At 69.8% G+C, this 23,701-nt stretch carries 14 protein-coding genes; 6 read left to right on the top strand and 8 right to left on the bottom strand.

Annotated elements, in window-relative coordinates; translation table 11 throughout:
* Positions 1–13 precede the first annotated feature (13 nt).
* Positions 14–1,060: an amidohydrolase family protein gene (locus tag OG792_RS12635; RefSeq protein ID WP_329111238.1), complete on the top strand. Its 1,047-nt coding sequence runs from the start codon at positions 14–16 to the stop codon at positions 1,058–1,060.
* A gap of 200 nt (positions 1,061–1,260) precedes the next feature.
* A complete protein-coding gene (locus tag OG792_RS12640; RefSeq protein WP_329109623.1) occupies positions 1,261–3,381 on the top strand; it encodes an alpha-L-fucosidase in 2,121 nt (706 codons plus the stop codon).
* Between the two features lie 57 nt (positions 3,382–3,438).
* Here the strand turns inward: OG792_RS12640 and OG792_RS12645 are convergent, their stop codons facing one another.
* The 5 genes from OG792_RS12645 to OG792_RS12665 all read right to left on the bottom strand — a co-directional run bounded on the left by OG792_RS12645 (position 3,439) and on the right by OG792_RS12665 (position 11,938).
* Positions 3,439–5,394, bottom strand: a complete 1,956-nt coding sequence (locus OG792_RS12645; protein ID WP_329109626.1) for a HEAT repeat domain-containing protein — start codon at positions 5,392–5,394, stop codon at positions 3,439–3,441.
* A gap of 50 nt (positions 5,395–5,444) precedes the next feature.
* A complete protein-coding gene (locus OG792_RS12650; RefSeq protein WP_329109627.1) occupies positions 5,445–6,788 on the bottom strand; it encodes a YibE/F family protein in 1,344 nt (447 codons plus the stop codon).
* A 174-nt stretch (positions 6,789–6,962) separates the two neighbouring features.
* The gene (locus OG792_RS12655; protein WP_329109628.1) at positions 6,963–9,380 is read right to left on the bottom strand and encodes a M14 family zinc carboxypeptidase; all 2,418 of its coding nucleotides are present in this window, start codon (positions 9,378–9,380) and stop codon (positions 6,963–6,965) included.
* A gap of 393 nt (positions 9,381–9,773) precedes the next feature.
* Positions 9,774–10,808 (bottom strand): FecCD family ABC transporter permease, encoded by a 1,035-nt coding sequence (locus OG792_RS12660; RefSeq protein WP_329109629.1) that lies wholly within the window; start codon positions 10,806–10,808, stop codon positions 9,774–9,776.
* Positions 10,805–11,938 carry a FecCD family ABC transporter permease gene (locus OG792_RS12665; RefSeq protein WP_329109630.1) on the bottom strand — a complete coding sequence of 378 codons (1,134 nt, stop codon included), beginning with the start codon at positions 11,936–11,938 and terminating at the stop codon, positions 10,805–10,807. The genes OG792_RS12660 and OG792_RS12665 overlap by 4 nt, the downstream gene beginning before the upstream one ends.
* Positions 11,939–11,981: 43 nt before the next feature.
* Between OG792_RS12665 and OG792_RS12670 the strand changes: the two genes are divergently transcribed.
* The 4 genes from OG792_RS12670 to OG792_RS12685 all read left to right on the top strand — a co-directional run bounded on the left by OG792_RS12670 (position 11,982) and on the right by OG792_RS12685 (position 17,624).
* Complete coding sequence (locus OG792_RS12670; RefSeq protein ID WP_329109632.1) at positions 11,982–13,037, top strand: iron-siderophore ABC transporter substrate-binding protein; 1,056 nt, start codon at positions 11,982–11,984, stop codon at positions 13,035–13,037.
* A gap of 93 nt (positions 13,038–13,130) precedes the next feature.
* The gene (locus tag OG792_RS12675; RefSeq protein WP_329109633.1) at positions 13,131–13,790 is read left to right on the top strand and encodes a TetR/AcrR family transcriptional regulator; all 660 of its coding nucleotides are present in this window, start codon (positions 13,131–13,133) and stop codon (positions 13,788–13,790) included.
* A gap of 34 nt (positions 13,791–13,824) precedes the next feature.
* Positions 13,825–15,558: an ABC transporter ATP-binding protein gene (locus tag OG792_RS12680; RefSeq protein ID WP_329109634.1), complete on the top strand. Its 1,734-nt coding sequence runs from the start codon at positions 13,825–13,827 to the stop codon at positions 15,556–15,558.
* Positions 15,559–15,596: 38 nt separating this feature from the next.
* Complete coding sequence (locus OG792_RS12685) at positions 15,597–17,624, top strand: ABC transporter ATP-binding protein (RefSeq protein ID WP_329109635.1); 2,028 nt, start codon at positions 15,597–15,599, stop codon at positions 17,622–17,624.
* 160 nt (positions 17,625–17,784) lie between these two features.
* Here OG792_RS12685 and OG792_RS12690 read toward each other — a convergent pair whose 3' ends face one another.
* From OG792_RS12690 to OG792_RS12700, 3 genes are all read right to left on the bottom strand, one after another.
* Positions 17,785–21,336: a ThuA domain-containing protein gene (locus tag OG792_RS12690; protein WP_329109636.1), complete on the bottom strand. Its 3,552-nt coding sequence runs from the start codon at positions 21,334–21,336 to the stop codon at positions 17,785–17,787.
* Positions 21,337–21,553: 217 nt separating this feature from the next.
* Positions 21,554–22,435 carry a sugar phosphate isomerase/epimerase family protein gene (locus OG792_RS12695; RefSeq protein ID WP_329109638.1) on the bottom strand — a complete coding sequence of 294 codons (882 nt, stop codon included), beginning with the start codon at positions 22,433–22,435 and terminating at the stop codon, positions 21,554–21,556.
* A gap of 64 nt (positions 22,436–22,499) precedes the next feature.
* Entirely contained in the window at positions 22,500–23,696 is a 1,197-nt protein-coding gene (locus OG792_RS12700; protein ID WP_329109639.1) for an ABC transporter substrate-binding protein, read from the bottom strand.
* Between the last annotated feature and the right edge of the window lie 5 nt (positions 23,697–23,701).

Consider the following 23,701-nt stretch of genomic DNA (forward strand, 5'->3'; position numbering starts at 1 on the left):
TGTGACCATCGACGTGCACGGACACCTCAGCCCACCGGAGTCGAGGCGACGCTATCCGATGCCCCGCACGCTGGGGCAGATCGAAGAGATGATCTCCGGCAAGCTGGCCCGTGGCGTACGGACCACCATCATCGGCAGCCCGGTCGGCGGTGGTGCGATGGTGCCGTTGCCCGGCGTCGACAACTACGCACAGGCCGAGGGCGACCTGGTCCGGCACGACGAGTGGCTGGCCGGACTGGTCGACCGGTACCCGGAGCGGCTGCGGGCGTACGTCTACGTCAACCCGTTCGGCGGCGCCGCGCACCTGGCCCGGGTCGCGCAGACCGTACGGCAGCCGCAGTTCGTCGGGCTGATCGCCAACACCAGCGTCGCCGGCCGGTACCTGGACGCACCGGAGGCGGAGGACTTCTTCGCGCTGGCGGCGGAGGCGGACGTACCCGTACTGCTGCACCCGCCCGCGTCGCCGGCGGCCGGTGCGGGCCTGGACCACCTGTTGTTGATCGAGCAGTTGGGCCGGTTCGGCGACGTCACGATCGGGCTGGCCTGCTGCGTGCTCGGGGGCTGGTTGGACCGGTTCCCCGGGCTGAAGCTGATCGGACCGACCGCCGGCGGCGCGCTCGGACTGCTCGCCGAGAAGCTGGACCGGATCACGACGCCGAGCCACTGGGACACCGACCCGGCGGCGCCCGCCGCCGGAGCGCCACCCGGTCCGGTGGGCCCACCCCGGCTGATGCGCCGGCTGACCGCGCTCGCCGCGCCGCCCAGCAGCTACCTGCGGCGGATCTGGGTGGACACCGCCACCCCCAGCGCGACCGCTATCGACCTGGCACTGCGGACCTTCGGCCAGGACCGGGTGCTGTTCGGCACCGACTCGCCGCCGCTGCCGCACAGCGAACCGGGCGCCATCCTCGGCCTGCTCGACCAACTCGGCGTTTCCGTGGCGGTCCGGGACGCGGTCGGCGAGCAGAACGCCCTGGCCCTGTTCGGCGACGTCCTGCCGCCACCGCCGACGCGTACGCCGGCCATCGTCGCCGCGCCGCTCCCCGCCGCCCGCGACTGAGCGCACAGCCCGATCGAAACTCGTCCGATGAATCTGCCAGGGCGCCCGTAGTTTGATCCTTTCATCCCATCGATTGTGACCAACTCATTGACAGACCTCGGATGTTTCGGGAAGATTATCGAGTCATTTCAATCTCTCGAACATCCACCGTCGGCCGTCCGGGGGCCGCCGTGGATGGTGTGCGCGCAGGAGAGGGCACCATGCGATCAGCATTCCGAATAGGACTGTCATTGCTCATCGCGATGGCGGCGACGGTCGTCATCCCATCGGCACCGGTCGTCGCCGCACCGGGCGACAATTACGTCGTCGATGACGCGTTGAGTGGTTCACGCACCCGCTGGTTCGACGAGGCACGCTTCGGCATGTTCATCCACTTCGGCCCATACGCCGTCTACCAGGGCCAGTACGGAACGTGTCGCGAGGTCGAGTGGATCAAGCGGCAGTGCAACATTCCGTGGAGCGACTACGAGGCCAAGGCCGCCACCTTCAACCCCGCGTCGTTCGACGCGAACGCGATCGTGCAGATGGCCAAACAGGCAGGTCAGAAGTACATCGTCATCACCTCCAAGCACCACGACGGGTTCGCCATGTGGCCCACCAGGGTCAACCGGTGGAACCTGCGCGACCACTCCGGCTTCTCCCGCGACCTCCTGCGCGAACTCAAGGACGCCGCGACCGCCAACGGCATCAAACTCGGTTTCTACTACTCGATCTGGGACTGGCACGATCCGGATTTTGTCGCGAACTTCCCGGCGTACATCACCAAGATGAAGGCGCAACTGCAAGAACTCGTGACCGGATACGATCCCGCGCTGCTGTGGTTCGACGGTGAGTGGACCGAGACCAACCCCACCAACCCGTGGTCGGAACAGAACGGCGAGGATCTGGAGCGGTTCGTTCGCGGCATCTCGCCCCAGGTCATCGTCAACAACCGGATCGGCAAGCGCCGCCCGGTCGACGGCGACTACGGCACTCCCGAGCAGTCCCTCGCCGGCTCCCCGCCATCGGCTCAGTTGCAGGAAACCTGCATGACCATCAACAACACCTGGGGGTACGCGGCCTGGGACACCAACTTCAAGTCACCGACCCAACTCGTACGCGACCTGGCCAGCGTGACGAGCAACGGCGCCAACATGCTGCTCAACATCGGCCCGACCCCCACCGGTACGGTCACGGCGGGGCAGTCCGGTGCCCTGAACGGCGTCGGAACCTGGATGACCACCAACGGCGCGGCCATCACCGGCGCGGGCTACACGGGTCTGGTCGGCCAGCCCGCCTGGGGCAAGGTCACCCGCAAGGGCAACAAGCTCTATCTCATCGTCAACAACTGGGCCACGAACCTGCACCTCAGCCAACGGTCGCCGTTCACGGTCACCGGTGCGCGGGTGCTCGGCAGCGCGTCACCGGTGAGCGTGCGCGCGGCCGGTGACGGCTACGACTTCCTGCCGAGCGGCGGCGCCACCAACGCCATCGCCACCGTCATCGAGGCCGACATCACCACCCCCGCACCCACGGCGGTCGGCACCGGCTCCGGGCTCAAGGCAGAATTCTGGAACAACACCACCTTCACCGGTACGCCAGCGGTCACCCGTACGGATCCGACCGTCAACTACGCCTGGCGTTTCAGCGGCTCGCCCGCCGCCTCGATCGGCACCGACAACTTCGCCAGCCGCTGGACCGGCTCGATCGAGGCGCGGTACTCCGAGAGGTACACCTTCACCGCCGTATCGGACGACACGGTCCGGCTGTGGATCGACGGACAACTCGTCATCGACAAAGCCGTACCCCACGCACCAGCCGTCGACCAGGGCAGCGTCACCCTCACCGCCGGCCGTCACGACATCCGCCTGGAACAGACCGACCAGAGCGGCTCGGCGTACATGAAGCTCATCTGGAGCAGCCCCAACACACCCGCCCAGGTCGTGCCGCGCTCGCAGCTCTATCCGAGCACCGGCTCGGTCCAGCGGTTGAACGACAACGTGGCGACGTACAGCAGTGGCTGGGCCGTCAGCAGCGCCCGCGGCTTCGGCGACTTCAACGACGACGTGCACTACACGACCACCAACGGTGGGTCGTTCACCTACACGTTCAACGGCACCGGCATCGACTACCTGTCGGAGCGCAACTCCGACCAGGGTCTGGTGGACATCTACCTCGACGGTGTCCTGCGGGCCACGGTGGACACCAGCAGCGGCACCCGGCTGACCCAGCAGGTCATCTACAGCGTGCGTGGACTGTCGCAGGGTTCGCACACCCTGCGCGGCGTCAAACGATCGGGTACGTACCTGCTCGTAGACCGCTTCGACGTGGTCACCCAGTAGCGAAGGTAGCCGGCGGGGCCTCGCACCCCGCCGGCTCCCGGTCTCCGGCGCGGGACCCTAGCCGGCCGGCGGTACGTCGATCCGGGCGAGCGCCCCGGCGCACGCGGTCGGCCAGTCCTCGTCCTCGTCGACCGGGGAACCACCCCCGGTCGGCCCGTGCCGCTCCTGCTCGACCGCCGCTCGCAGCACCGGCACGGCTGCCCGCGCCGCCGGTCCGATGTCGGCCAGGCAGGCCAGCGCGACCCGTCCGTCCGGTCCGGTGCGCAGGTGTGGCAGCAGCGCCGGCACCACCGTGGTCGGGTCACCGGTGAGGTGCCAGTAGGCGACCGCCGACCCCACCGCGAGCGAGTCGTCGTCGGCCCCGAACCACGGGGGCAGCAGGTCGGCCAGTTCCACCGCCGCCGGCCCCAACTCGGGCAGCAGGTCGACGGCGTGACCCCGGTCGGCCCGGCCGCCGTCGACCAGGATCTCCCGCAGTACGGGCAGCGCCGGAGCCGGATCCGCACCGATCCGCCAGACCGCACGGGCCGCGTTGACGCGTACGAACGGGTCGTCGTGCGCCAGCATCGGGTGCAGGTCGGGCAGTGCGTCGACGGCATCCGGCCCGAGGTCGCCGAGCACCCGCGTGGCGATGTGCGGGTGGGACACGCACTCCTGCCGCAGCAGCGGGACGACCTCGCCGGCCGGGGCGCCGGTGCCGGCGTACAGCCGACCTATCGCCGAGATCAGGCTGATCCGGTTGTTGCCGGCCGGTGCCAGCGGGGCGAACCGGACCAGTGGGACGCGGCAGGCGTCGGCCCACGGTCCGACCAGCCTGATCGCCGCGTCCAGGCCGGACAGGTCAACCGGGTCGGCGGCGAGCCGTTCGGCGAGGTAGGTCGCGGCCCGAGGGTCGTGCAGTCGGCAGAGTGCGACGAGGGCGAAGGCGGCCGGCTCGTTCTGTCGTACCGGTTCCCGCCGCACCAGCGCCCACAGCTCGTCGGCGGCGGTCGCCGCGGCGTGACCGGAATCCGCCAGCAGGCTCGCCGCCCAGTATCGGACGTCCCGGTCCGGGTCGGACAGCCGGGCCGCCAGCGCCGGCCCGAGTTCGGTGGCGGCCGGCCGCCACTCCAGGATCGGGTGCTCCGCGGCGAAGACCGCGCCCTTGCGTACGTCGGCGCTGTCATGCCGCATCCAGCCCCGCAACAGCCGGATCCGCAGCTCCCACTGGTCGGCGAGCTGCTCGATCACCCACCGGAGCGGGTCGTCCCCGAGCGCGCTCCACGGCAGTGTCGACAGGGCGTCCAACGACGACGGGGTGTCGCGTTCCAGCACCGCCTCCACCCCGTCGGGCAGCGGGATCGCGGACTCGGTCGCCAGGTGCACGGCGACCAGCGCGGCCGCCAGCCGGGGCGGTGCCGCCGGATCGCCGAGCCAGCCGGTGATCAGCGGCGGGGTCGCGGTCCCGAGCCCACCGGCCGCCAGGATCAGGCCGGCCCGTACCAGTGGGCTGTCCTCCCGCCCGATCCGGTGCAGCATCACCGACGCGGCCGGGTCGGTCGGCTCGATACTGGCCCGCAGGGTGTACGCCGCATCGCCGCGCACCTCCTCCTCCGGCGCCGTGGTGAGCAGCCGCAGGTAGATCGGCGCACCCGCCGCCACCGCGGTCCGGGCGGCACGGGTCCAGGCCAACTCCTGCTCGATCCGGGCGGACAGCTCCGGGCTGTCGCGGACCGTAGCCGGTTCGTAGTCCTGGTGGACGTCCGCGTACGAGGTGCCCTGGGCGATGGCCGCCAGCAGACCGAGCAGTCCGGTGGTGTCGGTGCCCGGCGCGTCCAGCAGCTCGACCAGGAACGGCACGGCGTACGCGGTGGCCTCGTACACCGTGCCCTGGTGCCAGATGTTGCCGAACAGGTCACCGAGCGCGTCGTCGTCGCCATCGGCCACGCCGCGCAGCAGCCCGGGTACGTCCGTCGCCTTACCGAAGGCGTGGTGCAGCTCATCCCAGGGCACATCGTCCAGTCCACTTAGCACGGTGGACACCGTACCCGAACCGCCCGACAGCCCGTCCCGGCCGCGGCCGGTCAACCCTGCTGACCGCCGACCGGCCGCACCAGCCCGGACCCGACCGGATCGGGATCGCCCCGCTCCGGCCCGTTCACCGTCGTGGGTCCGTCCCCATCCGTCCCGTCGCCGTCGGCTGTGGGCGGTGCCGGGGGAGTGGGGCGCCCGACCGCCTTGACCACGGCGACCGCCACCGCCGTGGTCAGCGGGATCGCCAGTACCAGGCCGATCGAGGCGACCAGCGTACGGACGATCTCCTCGGCGATCTGCGCGCTGGTCAGTACGGCGAGCACCGGCCGGTCGTACGCGTTGATCAGTAGCATGATCGGTAGCGCGGCGCCGGCGTACGCGAACGCGATGGTGTAGACCGTCGACGCGATGTGGTCGCGGCCGATCTGCATCGCGCTGGTGAACAGCCGGCGGGCCGACCGGTCCGGGGCGAGCTGGTGCAGCTCCCAGACCGCCGACGACTGGGTGATCGTGACGTCGTTGAGCACACCCAGCCCGGCCACGATGATGCCGCAGAGCACCACACCGGAGAGGTCGACCTGTCCGTTGTAGACGGCGAGGGTGATGCCGTCCGCGTCACCGAGCCCGGTCAGGTGTGCCGCGCCCGCCGCCCAGACGCCGAGCCCGGCGGTGGCCAGCAGACCGAACAGGGTCCCGGCCAGCGCCGTGGTGGTCCGGGCCGAGAAGCCGTGGGCGAGGTAGAGGACGACGAACATGATCGCCGCCGCCCCGACCAGGCCGACCAGCAGGCCGGACTCGCCGACCAGCAGTGCTGGCAGCATGAACTTGACGATCACCAGGTACGCGAAGCCGAGCCCGATCAGTGCCTTCAGCCCCCGCATCCGGGCCACCGCGACGACGAGCAGGGCGAACACGGCGGCCAGGATGCCGATCGGCACCGTACGGGCGAAGTCGTAGAAGGCGTACATGGCCGGGCCGGTCTGGTGGTTGAAGACGCGTACGACCTTGATCCGGTCGCCGGCCTCAAGCCCGCTGCGGTACGACTCGGCCGGCACCTCCACGGTCACGATGCCGTCGCGTTCCGGACCGGTCTCCAGCCGCGCCTGCACGGTCGCGCAGGTGACCATCCGTGGCCCCGACTCCGGGCCGGTACGTTGTCCGGGCGCCGGACACTCGTACGGCGCCACGGTCTGCACCGTCGCCTCCGGATGACTGAGATCCCGCCCCGCCGTACCGGCCGCCGCCCCGGAAACCTCCCCGCCCCCCGGCCACAGCAAAACCAGCCCGACCAGCGTCGCCACCGCCATCGGCACCAGGATCAGGCTCAACAGCACCAACACCCGCCGCCGCACCCCAGCATCCGCAACCCCGCCCAACCCACCGTGCAAGTGCATCCAAGCCTCCAAATCCTGCTCCTACCCCCACCCAACCGCGTTGATCATGAAGTTAGCGACGCCCCGAGGCCCTCGGGGCGTCGCTAACTTCATGATCAACGGAGTTCGGGGTGGGGGGGGGTGCGTGGCCGCCGACCCGGAGGGGCGGCGGCCACGCGGTGGGTGGTGGTGGGGTTAGCTCTTCGGGACGTTCAGGAGCTTTTCCTGTACGGTGCCGACGTTGCCGGCGATGTCGACGGTTAGCCAGCGGACCGTCGTCTTGGTGGTGATGGTGATTCGTTCCGGGCCTTCGCGGTAGCCGGCGAAGCCGAGCTTCAGCGACGCCGTGGTCGGCTCGCTGCCGTCCAGGGTGTAGTAGACGTTCGCCGCCTCGCTGGTGGTGAAGGTGAAGTCGGTGGTGCCGGCTCCCTTGCTCTTCACGACGAGTTCGGCCGTCGGCTTGGACTTGTCCGCCGCGTACGCCTTGGCCACCTCAAGGATCGCGATCTGGCCGGCGGAGAACTCCATGGCCTCCTCGTGACCCTCGCTGAAGTCCGGCTGGAAGCCGACCGCGTCCCACCGGTTCGTGGCCGGGTTGTACTTGTCCGCGCCGACCTCGAAGTTCCAGGCGATGATGCCCTTGTTGTACCAGTGCGCGTCGGCGCTGTTACCGGCCGCCGAGTAGAGCACGTCGGTGGTCGGGCCGGTACGACCCGGCCAGATCGCCGTACCCCGGTGCGACTGGACCGCGCTCAGGATCTTCGACGAGGCGTTCCAGAAGAAGTTCTCGGTGCCGAAGTCGGTCCGCGGCAGCACCTCGCGACCGGCCGTCTTGTACGCACCCGGCGCCCACATGAAGTACCCACCGTACGAGTGGGTGTTCATCGAGAACTTGATGTTCGGGTACGTGTTGATCAGCCAGTCCTCGTTCTTGGCCTCCGGCTCGGACTGCTCGCTCGGGCCGGCGTACGTGCCGCTGGTGCAGCTCGACGAGGCACCGTTGTAGCCGTCGAACAGCGAACCGGCGTTCTGGTTGCGGTTCAGGTCGACGCCCCACGAGTTGCGGTTCGCCGGGTCGGCGGCGTTCGCGGCGCAGTGGTTGGTCATGTTCTTACGCTGCGAGTTGAAGTCGTACATGCTGTAGTGCGCGCCGTCCGGGTTGACCACCGGCAGGATGAAGATGTCCAGGCCGTTGACCAGGTTGCGGGTCTTGGTGTCCCGCTCGTAGTTACGCAGCAGCCGCTCCGCGGTCTCCACACAGGTGATCGGGGTGACCCACTCGCGGGCGTGCTGCTGGCAGTAGAGGTACACACCCGGCTTGGAGCCGTCCTTGGCCCGGCCGATCCGCAGCGCCTTCATCTGGAACGGCTCACGGGAGATGCTCGCCGGGGCCTGGAGGTTGTCGCTGAGCCGGGTCACACCGGCCGCGGCGACCAGGCCGGTGCCCGCGTTGCCCCGGTAGGTGCTCGCGGTCAGCAGGGCCGAGGCGGCGGCGTCCGCGTTCAGCGCCGCGACCACCTGGGCGGCGGTGCTGGTCAGGGCGCCGGCGGCGTCGGTGGCCAGCGAGACCATCACGGTCTTACCGGCAACCAGTACGGTCAGCGCCTGGTTGGCCGCACCCGGGTTGACCAGCGACACAGTGGTGTCGTTGCCGCCCTCGTGCCCCCACGCCCGGGTGGTGACGTAGAAGGTGCTCGCCGCCGCGGTGCCGAACTGGGCCTGCGCCTGTCGGCGGTACCCGTTGGTCAGGTTCGGCAGGTCGATGATCTGCGTGATGTTCGGGAACTCGGCCGCGAGTCCGGTGATCCGCTCGGTGATCTCGGTCGGGTCCATGTAGTGGTCGACGAAGTCCGAGACGTAGTGCTCGCCCGGCGCCTCCTTCGGCTTGCCCAGCCACTGCGTCACCGACGCCTTGACGGTGCCGCCCTTGCTGCTGGTGAAGGTCACCTTGTTCGGTGCGGCGGTGCTGAGCGCCAGCGGCGAGGTGAACCGGTGGTACATGTACTCGCCGGCGTCGGTGAACCGGGCCATGGTGGCGGTGCCGCCGGAGGTCGGCGGGGTGTTCGTGCCGGTGTCCCAGCTCGCGTTGATCACCGTGGCGGAGTCGGCGCCCGCGTCGGACTTGACCTCGAACGACAGGAACCGGTTGCCGTCCAGGCTGGTGAACCACTCGGCCCGCAGCACGGTCAGCTGGTCGGCCTCGACCGCCAGCGCGTCGACGGCCGCGATGGCGGCCTTGCGCTCGGCCACGTTGGCCCGGTAGTCGTCCTGGTCGGAGATCTTGCCCTGGACGTCGAAGCCCAGGTCACGCAGGGCCGCCGTCTCCTCTGGACTCAGTACGGCATGCACCTCGATGCCGTTCTCCAGCGGCTTGCTGTACTCGACGAGGTCGACACCGAGCTCGGCGAGCTTGTCGACCTCGCCCTTGTCTGCGGCGACGATGCGCATGAGCGCGACGCCGTTCTGTTCGGTGCTCGACTTGCGGGTCGGCTCCACCTGCCCGTTGTCGGCGGGGTTGGCGAGGCTCGGCAGCGCGCCCAGGACGAGCGCGGCGGGTACGGCGAGTAGTGCTACCAGTCGACTGACTCTGGCCGGTTTTCTGATACTCCTCATGAGAGGTTCCTCCGGTCGAGGCGTGCACGGAAACCGCCCACGGCAGGTCGATTGCCGGGGCGGCACGGGAAGATCACGCAGTTGCGCGAAGTGTGTTGTGCGTCGCATCGAGTTGTCAAGATTCACTGCTCCCCGGCCGATTGATCAATTTCCTGCCAGCGGCCGATCGTCGCAACCAGGCCCCCATAAGCCGGACCACAGATCAGCCAAAGGTCCCACCCCCTCTCCCTCCGCGATCTAGGGCAAATACGTGTGATCAGAGATCAACAAGCACGTATATGCCCTAGATCGCGGGCACGGGGGGCGGGCGCGGGCACGGGGGGCGGGGGCGGGGTGGGCGCGGGGGGCGGGGGGCGGGGTGGGCGCGGGGGGCGGGGGGCGGGGCGGGGGGGGTCAGGGGTGGGGGGTGGGGCGGCGGGTTAGGAGCCAGAGGAGGTAGGTGCCGCCTAGGGCGCCGGTGATGAGGCCTACGGGGATTTGGAAGGGGGCCAGGGCGCGCTGGGCGAGCAGGTCCGCACCGAGGAGGAGTAGTGCGCCCATCGCGGCCGACGGGGCGAGGGGCATGGATGGGGCGCGGGTGAGGCGGCGGGCCAGTTGTGGGGCGGCCAGGGCCAGGAAGCCGATCGGGCCGGCGGCGGTGATGGCGGCTGCGGCCAGCGTCACGCCGCACAGCAGCAGCATCAGCCGGCTCCGGTTGACCGGTACGCCGAGTCCGGCGGCGATGTCGTCGCCGAGTTCCAGGGCGCGCAGCCGGGGCCCGAGAACCATGGTGACCGGAACCAGTACGGCCAGCGCGATCACCAGCGGTACGACGTGTCGCCAGGCGATGGCGTTGAGGCTGCCGAACAGCCACGTCTTGGCGGCCTGTGCCTGTTCGAGTTCGGCCCGGGTGAGCAGGTAGTCGTTGATCGAGGCGAGCATCGCGCCGATCCCGATGCCGACCAGGATCAGCCGCTGCCCGTGGATCCCCTGGGCGTACGCGAGCAGGTAGACGGCGATGGCGGTGGCGAAGCCGCCGATCAGCGTACCGAAGACGAGGGTGCCGGAGGTCTCGCCGACGACCAGGATGACCACGAGCGCGCCGGTGGCCGATCCGGTGGTGAAGCCGATGATGTCCGGGCTGCCGAGGGGGTTGCGGGACAGGCTCTGGAAGATGGCGCCGGAGAGCCCGAGCGCCATCCCGACCAGGAGTGCGGCGACGGCGCGGGGCAGCCGCAGGTCGAGCACGACCAGCCGGCTGGTGCGGTCGCCGCTACCGGTCAGCACGTGCCACACCTGGGCGGGGCCGAGGGCGTACTCGCCGGTGGTCATGGTGACGGCCCAGATCGCGGCGCAGCCGAGCAGCAGCACGGCGACCGTGGCGGCGGACCGGCGGTGGTACCGGATGGCGATCCGACCGGGGCCGCGCAGCACCCGGGGCGCGGTCACGGTCGCCCGGCCCGGCGGCGTACGACCAGTCCGAGCAGGACCGGGGCGCCGACGAAGGCGGTGACGATGCCGACCTCAAGTTCGCCGGGCCGGGCCACCACCCGGCCGACGATGTCACTGGCCAGGACCAGGATCGGCGCGGTGAGCAGCGAGTACGGCAGCACCCAGCGCTGGTCGAGGCCGACGATCAGGCGTACGGCGTGCGGGACCACCAGTCCGACGAAGCCGATCGGGCCGGCGGCTGCGGTGGCGGCGCCGCAGAGCAGGGTGACCGAGGTGAAGGCGACCAGGCGCATCCGTAGGGCCGACACGCCGAGGGCGCGGCCGACGTCGTCGCCGAGGGCCATCGCGTTGAGTTGGCGGGGCAGGGTGAGGGCGAGCAGTACGCCGACGAGCAGGAACGGGGCGATCCGGCCGAGGGTCTGCGCGTCGCGGTTGTCCAGTGAGCCGACCACCCAGAACCGGTAGGAGTCGAAGGCGGTGGAGTTGAACATGGTGATGATGCCGGTGCAGGCGCCGAGGCTCGCGGAGAGTGCGGCGCCGGCGAGCACGAGCCGGATCTGTCCGGCGGGTCCGGCGGTGCGGCCACCGAGGCCGAAGACCACCAGGGCGGCGACGGCCGCGCCGAGGAAGGCGAACCAGACGTAGCCGGTCACCTGGGTGACGCCGAAGACGGCGATGGCGGTCACGACCGCGAAGGCGGCGCCGGCGTTGACCCCGAGGATGCCCGGATCGGCGAGCGGGTTGTTGGTCAGTGCCTGCATGACCGCGCCGGCCAGGCCGAGCGCCGCGCCGACCGCAACCCCGAGCATCGTACGGGGCATCCGCAGTTGCCAGACCACTATGGAGTCCCGGCTGCCGTCGCGGTGCCAGAGCACGTGCCAGACGTCGGGCAGGGCGATGGTCCGCGAGCCGAGTGCCACGCTCACCGTCACCAGCAGGACGAGCACCGCCCCGGCGATCAGCAGCCCGCCGATTCGGCCGCTCCAGAGTCGTCGCGCCGACGGTCCGACGACCGGCGCGGGCCCCCGGAGAGTGGGCGGCGGGGGTGGCGGCACCGTCGTGGCGACACCGGTCCGGCCGAGGGGCGCCGTGCCGGCGTCCGGACGTCTGCTGAGGTCAGGGGGCACGGCCAGAAAATATCATGAGCACAGGTTAGGCTAAGCTAACCTGGTGATCTTGCTGAATTCGAAGGCCCGCTCGCGGACCCGTACCCTGTTTTTCGTCGCGGCCGTCGTCGCCGCCGTTGCGGTGACCGCCGGTTGCGCCGGCTCCTCCGAGCCGGAGGCGGCACCGGCCGCCGCCGCTTCGGCCGGGACTCCGACGAGCTTCACCGCGCCCCGCACCGTCCCCGCCGGGATGGGCAGCGACGCCGCCGACGGCGTCTTTCCCCGTACGGTCGGGCATTTTGCCGGTAGCACCAGTGTCCCCGCGCAGCCGGCCCGGGTCGTGGTGATCTCCACCGGGCAGCTCGACGGGTTGCTGACCCTGGGAATCGTGCCGGTCGCCGCCACCCGTGGTGACGACGCCGCCCTGGTGCCCGCCTACCTGACCACGGCCTTCCCCCGGTACGCCGGGCAGCTCGCCCAGATGAGCGACGTCGGCGGTCGGGGCGAGCCGAACCTGGAGGCGGTGGCGCAGGCCAAGCCGGACCTGATCCTGATGAACTCCTCGGTCCTGAAGGACGACGTGTACAAGGCGGCGTCCGCGATCGCGCCGACGGTGGTGACCGAGGGGACCGGGGTCAACTGGAAGCAGGATTTCTTGTTGATCGCGGCGGCCGCCGGCCGGTCCGAGCAGGCGCGGGGGATCCTGGACACGTTCCACGCCGACGCCGCCGGACTCGGCCGCTCGCTGGACAAGCCGGCGACGGTCTCGTTCCTGCGGGTCAACGGCGACCGGACCCGGATCTTCGGGGTCGCGTCGTTCACCGGCAGCATCGCCGAGGACGCCGGCCTGGCCCGGCCGAAGAGCCAGCAGTTCGACAAGACCTCGCAGGACATCAGCAACGAGCAGCTCGACCTGGCCGACGCGGACTGGTTGTTCTACGGGGTGCAGGGCGGCGGCGGCAAGGCCGGGGCGCTGACCGGGGCGCCGATCTGGCCGACGCTTGAGGCGGTCGTGGCGAAGCGGGCGGTCGCGGTCGACGACGACCCGTGGTACCTCAACGCCGGCCCGACCGCCGCGCGGGTGGTGCTGGACCAGCTTCGTACCAGCCTGAAGGGCTGAATCGACCCGTCCACCCGGCGGGAGCCCATTCCGGCCGATGGTGAGGGCTATTTCATTTGTGAGTGAGCGACTCACTCAGTTAATGTCGCCGCCGTGAACACCTCCCCCGCCAACGGGGTACCGCCCGGCCCGAGCCGACCGCCACAGTGCGGACCCGGCTCCGGCCGGGCTCGCCCGTTACCGCCCGACGAGCGGCGGGCCGCGCTGATCGCCGCCACCCTGCCCCTGGTCGGCGAGTACGGCACCAGGGTCACCACCCGGCAGATCGCCGAGGCCGCGGGCGTCGCCGAGGGAACCATCTTCCGTGTCTTCCCGGACAAGCGGGCCCTCATCGAGGCGACGGTCGCCGCCGCGCTCGACCCCGAGCCGGACTGGACCGAGTTCGCGGAGGTCGACCCGACCCTGCCGCTCCGCGACCGGCTGGTCGAGGCGACCGGCATCATCCAGCGCCGGCTGCTCAGGGTGATCAACCTGGTCACCGCGCTCGGGCCGCACAGCCAGCCGCCCGACCGGGAGGCGCATCGGGCCACGGTCCGATCGACCAACGAGCGGATCCAGGCCGAGATCGCCCGGATCGTCGAACCGGACCACGACCAGTTTCGTTTCACCGTGGGAGAGGTGGCCCGGCTGCTCCGGCTGCTGGCCTTCTCCGGCTCCCATCCCATGATCACCGATGGTGATCCACTGACCGCGGAGCAGATCGTCTCCGTACTGCTCGACGGCGTTCGCCAACATCAGCCGGAACCGTCATGACCGGCCAACGCATCCATGATTCGGGGGGTCACCGATGCTGACTCGTCTCCTGCGCACCTACCTACAGCCCTACCGGCGACCGCTCACCTACGTGGTGCTGCTGCAACTCGTCGGCACCATGGCCTCGCTCTACCTGCCCAGCCTCAACGCCGACATCATCGACCAGGGCATCGCCCGTGGCGACACCGACTACATCCTCCGGATCGGCGGCTGGATGCTGCTGGTCAGCGGCGTACAGATCGCCTGCTCGATCGCGGCCGTGTACTTCGGGGCACGGACCGCGATGAGCTTCGGCCGGGACGTACGCACGGCGATCTTCGGCCGGGTGATGAGCTTCTCCGCCCGCGAGGTCGGCCAGTTCGGCGCCCCGTCGCTGATCACGCGGAACACCAACGACGTGCAGCAGGTGCAGATGCTCGTCGTGGTGAGCTGCACGTTGCTCGTCGCGGCCCCGATCACCTGCGTCGGCGGTGTGATCATGGCGATGCGCGAGGACGTCGGCCTCTCCTGGCTGATGGTCGTCTGCGTACCGGTGCTGATCGCGTCGATCGGCCTGATCATCCGCAGGATGGTGCCGCAGTTCCGGCTGATGCAGACCCGGATCGACACGGTCAACCGGGTGCTGCGTGAGCAGATCACCGGCATCCGGGTGGTCCGCGCGTTCGTCCGGGAGCCGTACGAGACCCGCCGGTTCGACACCGCGAACGTCGACCTGACCGCGACCGCGCTGCGTACGGGCCGGTTGATGGCCCTGATCTTCCCGATCGTGATGCTGGTGCTCAACGCCTCCAGCGTCGCGGTGCTCTGGTTCGGGGCGTCCCGGGTCGACGCCGGCCAGATCCAGATCGGCGCGCTGACCGCCTTCCTGAGCTACCTGATGCTCACCCTGATGGCGGTCATGATGGCGACCTTCATGCTGATGATGGTGCCGCGCGCGGCGGTCTGCGCCGACCGGATCGTCGAGGTGCTCGACACCCACTCTTCCGTCGTGCCGCCGTCCAGCCCGATCGCCGAGGTGACCAACCACGGCGAGTTGGAACTGCGCGACGTGCGGTTCCAGTACCCGGGCGCGGCGGCCCCCGTGCTGCGGGACATCTCGTTCCGTGCCCGCGCCGGGCAGACCACGGCGATCATCGGCAGCACCGGGGCGGGCAAGACCACCCTGCTCGGCCTGGTGCCCCGGCTCTTCGACGCCACCGGCGGCACGGTGCTGGTCGACGGGGTCGACGTACGCGAACTGTCCCCGGACATCCTGTGGCAGCGGATCGGGTTGGTGCCCCAGCGGCCGTACCTCTTCTCCGGCACGGTCGCCAGCAACCTGCGCTACGGCAACCCGGCCGCCACCGACGACGAACTCTGGACCAGCCTGGAGATCGCGCAGGCCCGCGACTTCGTCGAGGCGCTGCCCGAGGGACTGGACGCACCGGTCTCCCAGGGCGGAACGAACCTCTCCGGCGGGCAACGACAACGCCTGGCCATCGCCCGCGCACTGGTCCGCCAGCCGGAGATCTACCTGTTCGACGACTCGTTCTCCGCGCTCGACCTCGGCACCGACGCCCGGCTGCGGGCCGCGCTGCGGCCGGTCACCTCGGACGCCGCCGTGGTGATCGTCGCCCAGCGGGTCTCCACCATCATCGACGCCGACCAGATCATCGTGCTGGAGGACGGGGCGGTCGTCGGGATCGGCCGCCACCGGGAACTGATCGACACCTGCCCCACCTACGCCGAGATCGTGGAATCCCAGCTCAGCGCGGCGGCGGTCGCATGAGCAGCCAACCGGCACCAAACCAGACACGGAGTACGGGGATGAGCCAGCAGACCACCGGTACCGCACCTGCCCGGTTGCCCGAAGCCGGGCGGCGCGGCGGTGGCCCACCCTGGATGGGCGCGGGCATGCCGGCCGAGAAGTCGATGAACTTCCTACCCTCGGCCAAGCGGTTACTGGGTCGGCTGCGGCCGCACCGGCTGCAACTGATCGGGGTGATCACGCTCGTCGTCGCCAGCGTCAGCCTCAGCGTCATCGGCCCGAAGATCCTCGGGCACGCCACCGACATCATCTTCTCCGGCGTCATCGGCAAGCAGTTGCCGCCGGGGACGACCACGGAGCAGGCGGTCGAGGGGGCACGGGCGGCCGGCAACGACTCGTTGGCCGACATCATCGCCAAGGCGAACGTGCTGCCCGGGGTCGGCATCGACTTCGACCGGCTCGGCCGGGTGCTGCTGCTGGTGATGATCCTCTTCGTCGGTGCCAGCCTGCTCTCCTGGCTGGCCGGCTACCTCCTCAACGGGGTGGTGCAGCGGACCATCCGGCAGCTCCGGTCCGACGTCGAGGACAAGCTCAACCGGTTGCCGCTGCCGTACTTCGACGCGTCTCCCCGGGGTGAGCTGCTCAGCCGGGTGACCAACGACATCGACAACATCTCCACGAGCTTGCAGCAGACGTTGAGCCAGCTGCTCACCTCGCTGCTGACAGTGGTCGGCGTGGTGGTCATGATGTTCGTGATCTCACCCCTGCTGGCGGTGGTCGCGCTGGTCGCGGTGCCGCTGTCGGTCTGGGTGACCAAGCAGGTCGCCAAGCGCTCGCAGAAGCAGTTCGTCGCCCAGTGGAAGCACACCGGTGCGCTCAACGGCCAGATCGAGGAGGCGTTCACCGGCCACGAGCTGGTCAAGGTGTTCGGCCGGCAGCGCGAGATCGAGGCGTCCTTCGCCGCGAAGAACGACGAGCTGTTCAGGGCGAGCTTCGGCGCCCAGTTCGTCTCCGGCATCATCATGCCGTCGATGATGTTCATCGGGAACCTGAGCTACGTGGCGATCGCGGTGATCGGTGGCCTGCGGGTCGCCTCCGGCGCGATGAGCCTCGGTGACGTACAGGCGTTCATCCAGTACTCGCGGCAGTTCACCCAGCCGCTGACCCAGGTGGCGTCGATGGCGAACCTGCTCCAGTCCGGGGTCGCCTCGGCCGAGCGGGTCTTCGACCTCCTCGACGCGCAGGAGCAGAGCCAGGACCCGGCCCGGCCGGCGGAGCTGACCGACCGGCACGGCCGGGTCGAGTTCGAACGGGTCTCCTTCCGGTACGAGCACGACAAGCCGCTGATCGAGGACCTGTCGCTGGTGGCCGAACCGGGTCACACGGTGGCCATCGTCGGACCCACCGGTGCCGGCAAGACGACGCTGGTCAACCTGGTGATGCGCTTCTACGAGCTGGACTCCGGCCGGATCACCCTGGACGGGGTCGACCTCACCGACCTGAGTCGGGACACGCTGCGCTCCGAGATCGGCATGGTGCTCCAGGACACCTGGCTGTTCGGCGGCACGATCCGGCAGAACATCGCGTACGGCAACCCGGAGGCGAGCGAGGAGGAGATCCTCGCCGCGGCGAAGGCGACCTTCGTCGACCGGTTCGTACGCAGCCTGCCCGACGGCTACGACACGATGATCGACGAGGAGGGCAGCAACGTCAGCGCGGGGGAGAAGCAGCTCATCACCATCGCCCGCGCGTTCCTGTCCAACCCGTCGCTGCTGATCCTGGACGAGGCGACGAGTTCGGTGGACACCCGTACCGAGGTGTTGTTGCAGCGGGCGATGGCCGCGCTGCGGTCGGACCGGACCAGTTTCGTGATCGCGCACCGGCTGTCGACCATCCGCGACGCACACCTCATCCTGGTGATGGAGAGCGGCCGGATCGTGGAGCAGGGCACCCACGCCGAACTGCTGGCCGCCGAGGGCGCCTACCACCGCCTCTACCACGCCCAGTTCTCCCAACCAGTAGCCGACATCGACGACCCCCTACCCACACCAACAGGCCCCGCCACCCCAATGCCGCGCCAGCGCTAACCCCCCACCCCCCCCGAGCCCCCCACGTGACCCCACCCCCCGCGCCACCGCCCCCCTCGCCCGTGATCTAGGGCAAATGCGTGTTAGATGATCTCTAATCACACGTATTTGCCCTAGATCGACGGGGTGGGGGTGCGGCGGCGCGGGGGGTGGGGTGGGGTTAGGAGACCTGGGTTAGGCGCCAGCGTTGGTTGGCGGCGGCGCCGCAGGACCACTGGATGAGGGTGGCGCCGTCGGTGAGGGAGTTGCCGTTGACGTCGAGGCAGAGGCCGGAGTGGGCGGCTCGGAACTCGTACACGCCGGTGGATGTTGCCACCGGCTGCCACCGCTGATTTGCGGCGGTGCCGCAGGTGGTCTGGGTGACTCCGGTGCCGTTGGTGGTGCCCGCGCCGGTCACCGTCATGCACTTTCCGCTGTGTACGGCCCTGAGCTGCACCGTGCCACCGCCGGCGTCGACCGCCTGCCAGCGCTGGTTGGTGCCGCCGGTCGCCGCCCACTGGTGCACCACCGCACCGTCGGCGGTGGACTGCGCGTTGACGTCGGCGAGTTTGCCACTGTGCGTGGCGGTGAGCGTCCAGGTCCGGCCGGCGATGCCACCCGACGGGGTGGTGCCGACACCGGCGCCGCCGAAGGTGAACGAGTCGAGGTCGAAGTTGTTCTCGACCGACGACTTGAACACCATGTACAGCCTGTGCGTACCGGCCAGGGCGCTGACCGGTACGGCGGGCTGGGAGACGTACGTGTCCCAGCCGCCGGTGGCGGCCACCGGTGCGGTGGCGAGCAGTTGACCGGTGGGCGAGTCGGCCCGCAGTTCGATCGAGCCACCGCCGGTCGGGCTGGACAGCCGGTAGCTGACCGAGTTGATCCCCTGCACGCTCATCGGATCGAACATGATCCAGTCGTTGTTGCTGACGTCGCCGATCCGCTTGCCGCTCTCCGCCCCGGCCTGGTCGATCACCCGGATGCCGGACTGGCCGGTGAAGTACTCGGCCTGCTTGTGCTTCGGTTGCAGGATCGTGTTGGCGTAGCCGGTCAGCCGGGCCACCGACCCGGCGCCGTTGTCCTGGTAGCGGGCGTTGAGTACGTAGTACAGGTTCGCCCCGTCCGGGTGCCCGCCGAGCAGTTCGGTGGAGACGGTGCCGGAGCAGCCGGCGTAGTCACTCGTCGGGTGCTGGTGGTCGTCGTGCCCGAGGGCGGGGTTCATGAAGACCTGCGTGCAGTTGACCGCGCCGTCCTCCGGGTCGCTCACCGACACGCTGTAGCCGACCTGCTGGCCGAAGTCGAGCATGCCGCCGTTGGGAGGCCCGGTGATGGTGACCGTCGGTGCCGTGTTGCCGACCGTGATCGGTACGTTGGCGAAGGCGCTCTTGCCGGTGTTGTCGGTGACGGTCAGCCGGGCGGTGATGTTGCCGTTGGCGGTGTAGACCCGCGACGGGTTGGCCGCGGTCGAGTCGGTGCTGCCGTTCCCGTCGAAGTCCCAGGCGTACGTGATGACGTCACCCGGATCGGGATCGTACGAGCCGGCGCTGGAGAACTGCACGGTCAGCGGCGTACGGCCGTTGTTCGGGGTGGCGGTGGCCTTGGCGATCGGCGACCGGTCGCCGCTGGAATAGTCGATCCGGTAGAGCCCGGAGTCGTTGTTGCCGCCGCCGAAGTTCGCTCCCCACTCCAGTACGTAGAGCGAGCCGTCCGGTCCGAACCGCATGTCCATCGGCTTGTTGAAGAACGCGCTCGGCAGGAACGGGTTGATCTTCACCAGGGCGCCGTTGGCGTCGTAGTGGATTTCCTTGACGTAGTTGCGGGCCCACTCGTAGAAGAAGTGCACCCCGTTGTAGTACGCGGGGAACTTCGTCGGCGAGGTGGACGCGGCGTTGTACCGGTAGACCGGTCCACCCATCGGGGCGGCGCCGCCCTCGCCCAGCTCGGGGAACTGCGGCGAGACGCCGTAGCCGTACCAGACCTGGGGTTGGACCAGCGGGGGCAGGGTGGTGAGCCCGGTGTTGTTCGGCGAGTTGTTGACCGGGGCGTTGCAGTTGAACTTCGCCCCGACCACTCCGGTGTCCGGGTTGTACGGCGCGTACGCCTGGTTGTTGCCGTGGCAGAACGGCCAGCCGAAGTTGCCGGCCTGCTTGATCACGTTGATCTCGACCAGCCCCTCGGGGCCCCGGTTGGTGGTCGGACCGCCCCGGTCGGGGCCGTAGTCGGCCATGTTGATCCAGCCGGTCTGCGGGTCCACCTGGAAGCGGAACGGGTTACGGAAGCCCATCGCGTAGATCTCCGGCCGGGTGTTCGCCGTACCGGGGGCGAACAGGTTGCCGCTCGGGATGGTGTAGGTGCCGCCGGCCTCCGGGTGGATCCGCAGGATCTTGCCGCGCAGGTCGTTGGTGTTGCCGGCGGACCGGGCCGCGTCCAGGAACGAGCGGCCCGAGCGCCAGTCCAGCGGCGCGTAGCCCTGCCAGGCCGGGTCGTAGTTCGGGGGCGTGTCGTCGCCGACCGACAGATAGAGGTTGCCGCCGGGGCCGAAGGCGACGTACCCGCCGGTGTGGCCGGGTTCCGGGTTGGTCCGCGACCGGTACGCCGGCACGTCGAGCAGAACCCGTTCGCTGGCCGGGTCGAGGGTGTCGCCGTTGACGGTGAACCGGGACAGCCGGTTGATGTCGGTGGTCGCGGCCGACGGCGAGTAGTAGAGGTAGATCCACTTGTTGGTGCCGAAGTTCGGGTCGAGGGCCATCCCGACCAGACCGTCCTCGCCGCCGGTGTAGACGCTCAATGAGCCGGCGGTGACCGTGGAGTTGTTCGACGGCTTGAAGATCTTCAGTTGTCCGCCGCGTTGGGCGTAGAAGACACGACCGTCGGCGGCGATGTCGACCGCCATCGGGTCGACGGTGTTCTCGTCCAGCGCCACCTTCTCGAAGTTGCCCCAGACCGTACCGCCGCAGTCGCCGGGCTTGTCCCCGGCGGCCCACTGCACCCCGCCGAGCAGGTGCTGACGGAACAGCGGTTCGCTGTACGAGGAGGCGGCGTGACCCATGGCGGTGGTCCACACCCGGCCGCCCTCGGCCTCCCGGCACCAGGAGATCGGGTGGTCGGCGCCCATCGCCGCCCCGCCCGGGTTGTACGTCCGCTCGTCTGCGGTGACCAGCACGTGTACGTTGCCGCGCGGGTTGCGGTCGAAGTTGTACCACTCCTCGCTGCGGTTCCACCGGTCCGGTAGGCCGACCGTCGACGGGTGTGCCTTGTCAGCGACGTTGGCCGTGCCGGGCAGTACGCCGGGGGAGTGCTCCGGCATGTGCGCGCCGCCGTTGACCAGGTTGTCCCACCAGGGGTAGGTGGTGTCGATGCCCATGTCGGTGGCGTTGTGGATGGCGGCGATGCCGCCGCCGGCGGCCACGTACCCCTGGATCGCCTGGCGTTGGGCGTCGTTGTCCCAGACCATGCCGGAGGTCTGGAACATGATCACCACGTCGAAGGTGGCGAGGTTGGCCGGGGTGAAGACCGCCGAGTCCTCGGAGGCGACGACGGTGAAGCCGTTCTCGGCCGCGAGCTGGTTGAACATGGTGATGCCGGCCGGAATCGAGTCGTGCCGGTAGCCGGCGGTCTCGGAGAAGAGCAGCGCGCGGAACGGTGCGGCCGCTGCCGGTCGGGCCGGTAGTACGAAGAACGTGAGGACCACTGCGGACAGGGTGACCAATGCTGAGAAACGGCGACGCATGCCGTCTCCTTTCGGCGGGCGGTGGTGGTGGTCGTTGGAACGCGTCGCCGAACGGGGGACCGTCCCCCACGCATTCGTTTCGCTCCACCAGGCTGCCGTTATCAATCGTCAAAAGTCAATGTCCTAATTTTCATTTCTCCACTGTGGATAGAACAAACACGCAGGTGGTGGCCGCCCGGCGACACTGATCGCCGGGCGGCCGGGCTGTCGGCGCCGGTCAGTTCGCGGCCCGAGCCGGCGTCTCCCGCCTGGCCAGCAACGCGCGCAGGAACGCCAGTCCCCCGGTCGCCAGTTCGTCCTGAGTCGGCGCGAGTGGTCGCCAGATCGCCGCCGCGGTCGCGATCGTACGGTTCTCCGACGTGAACGACTCGATGCACAGCGGCCCCGCGTAACCCACCTCGGCCAACGCGTCGACAATTCCGGGCCAGTCGAAATGGTCGCTGCCGGGCGCACCCCGGTCGTTCGCGCAGACCTGCACATGCGCCAACCAACGACCGGCGCGGCGCAACGCGGCGGGTAGGTCGCGCTCCTCGATGTTCAGGTGGAACGTGTCCAGCGCCAGCCCGAGACCGGGGCTGTCCACCGCCTCCACCACCTCCAGGCCCTGCTCGACGGTGTTCACCAGGCTCGTCTCGAACCGGTTCAGCGGTTCCAGGGCGAGCGTGACCCGGTGGGCCGCCGCCTCGTCGGCGAGCGGGCGCAGCCGTTCGACCAGCCGCCGGATCGTCGTCCGCCGGCCGGTCGGGTCGAGGTGCCAGGTCCGCCCGACCGGGGCGTAGATCGGCCCGGCGACCACCCGGGCGCCGATCCGGGCCGCCGCTCGGACACAGGTCCGCAGGTAGTCGGCGGTGTTCGCGGCCACGTCGGGGTCGTCGGTCACCAGGTCCCGGCCGGGCGGCATCACCGCGCAGGTGGTGGCGCCGAGTCCGAGCGAGGCCAGCAGGTCCGCCGTACGTCCGGGGTCCCAGTCGCCCGGCGACTCGATCGGGAGTTCGATCGTGTCGAAGCCCCAGGCGGCGATCCGGGGGGCGAGCGCGGCGAGCCGTTCGTCGGTGAGCGGGGAGACCCAGATCCAGGTGTTGGCGCCGATGGCGTACACGGTGCTCCTTCCGGTGGGTGCGGGCCCGGCGGCGTGCCACCGCCGGGCCCGGCCGACGACGTGGCTACTTACCGCCCCAGACGGTGGGGAAGCCGGGCATCTTCTCGCAGCCGCAGAGGGCGTAGTGCAGCGGCGGCATGTCCGGCAACACGTACTGGGACAGGTTGGCGTCGGTGATGGTCGGCTGCGGCAGCACCCACTCCTTCGGCACCTGCTTGCCGGCGAGGATGTCCAGCGCCGCGATGACCGGCGTACGCCACTGGTAGGTCGGGTACGTCGCGGCGATCCCGGTCAGTTTCTTCTCCTGCCAGATCTTCAGGAAGTCCTGCTGGTCCTCGCCGTTGATCGGCGGGATCTCCGCGCCGGCGTCCTCGAACGCCTCGATCGCCGCGACCGTGGTGGCACCGGCGTCCATCCAGACTCCGTCGATCGAGCCGAACCGTTCGATGTAGTCGTTCACGATGGTCTTCACCTTGGCCGCGTCGCCGTCGGTGAACTCCACCCCGACCACGTTCGCGTCCGCCTGGTCGAAGATCACCTTCGCCGCCGACCAGCGGGTCTCCAGTACGTCCACGCCGGGCAGGATGCGCAGGGCGAGGATCTTCCCGCCCTTCTTGACCTTCTCCACCAGGAACTCGGCGGCGGTCGCGCCGAACGCGTACCCGCCGATCGGGTGGATGAAGGTGGTGGGGCAGTCGGTCTCGACGCCCCGGTCGAAGACCACCACCGGCAGCCCCGCCGCGCACGCCTTCTCCACCGCCGGGGTGAGCGCCTTGGTCGTGTTCGGCGACACGATCAGCGCGCTGCACTTCTTGCCGGCGATCAGCCCCTCGATGTCACTGATCTGCTTCTCGTCCTTGCCCTCGGCGTCGACCGCGGTGAGCGTGACCCCCGGATGCAGCTTCGCCTCGGCCTGCATGGTGGTCCAGCCGACCTGCCGCCACGGGTTGTTCACCGCCGCGTTGGAGAAGCAGATGGTGTGCGGGCCGGATTTGGTGAACTTCGCCGTGTCGGTGAGCTGCGGGGCGATGGCCTGCAACCACGGCGAGTCGGCCGGGCCGGTGGCGGCCACGTCCCGCTGGCTGATCTGCTCGTCGTAGTCGGCCTGGACGAAGAACGACGACTGGCTGCCGGTGCCGCTGCCGGCCGGTCCGCCGTCGCCCTCCGCCCCGTCGTCGGGGGCGGTGGAGTTGCAGCCGGCCAGGGCCAGCGCCGCCGCCGCGCCGAGCGCGACGCGGCGCAGTGTGGTGGTGGAACGCATCGGGC

The sequence above is a fragment of the Micromonospora sp. NBC_01699 genome (assembly GCF_036250065.1).
Classification (GTDB): Bacteria; Actinomycetota; Actinomycetes; order Mycobacteriales; family Micromonosporaceae; genus Micromonospora_G.

What these genes read in the sequence shown, in the direction of transcription:
- OG792_RS12640 (WP_329109623.1), top strand. Translation starts at nt 1,261, where the DNA reads ATGCGATCAGCATTCCGAATAGGACTGTCATTGCTCATCGCGATGGCG.
- OG792_RS12650 (WP_329109627.1), bottom strand. Translation starts at nt 6,788, where the DNA reads ATGCACTTGCACGGTGGGTTGGGCGGGGTTGCGGATGCTGGGGTGCGG.
- OG792_RS12655 (WP_329109628.1), bottom strand. Translation starts at nt 9,380, where the DNA reads ATGAGGAGTATCAGAAAACCGGCCAGAGTCAGTCGACTGGTAGCACTA.
- OG792_RS12680 (WP_329109634.1), top strand. Translation starts at nt 13,825, where the DNA reads ATGCTGACTCGTCTCCTGCGCACCTACCTACAGCCCTACCGGCGACCG.
- OG792_RS12685 (WP_329109635.1), top strand. Translation starts at nt 15,597, where the DNA reads ATGAGCCAGCAGACCACCGGTACCGCACCTGCCCGGTTGCCCGAAGCC.
- OG792_RS12690 (WP_329109636.1), bottom strand. Translation starts at nt 21,336, where the DNA reads ATGCGTCGCCGTTTCTCAGCATTGGTCACCCTGTCCGCAGTGGTCCTC.
- OG792_RS12700 (WP_329109639.1), bottom strand. Translation starts at nt 23,696, where the DNA reads ATGCGTTCCACCACCACACTGCGCCGCGTCGCGCTCGGCGCGGCGGCG.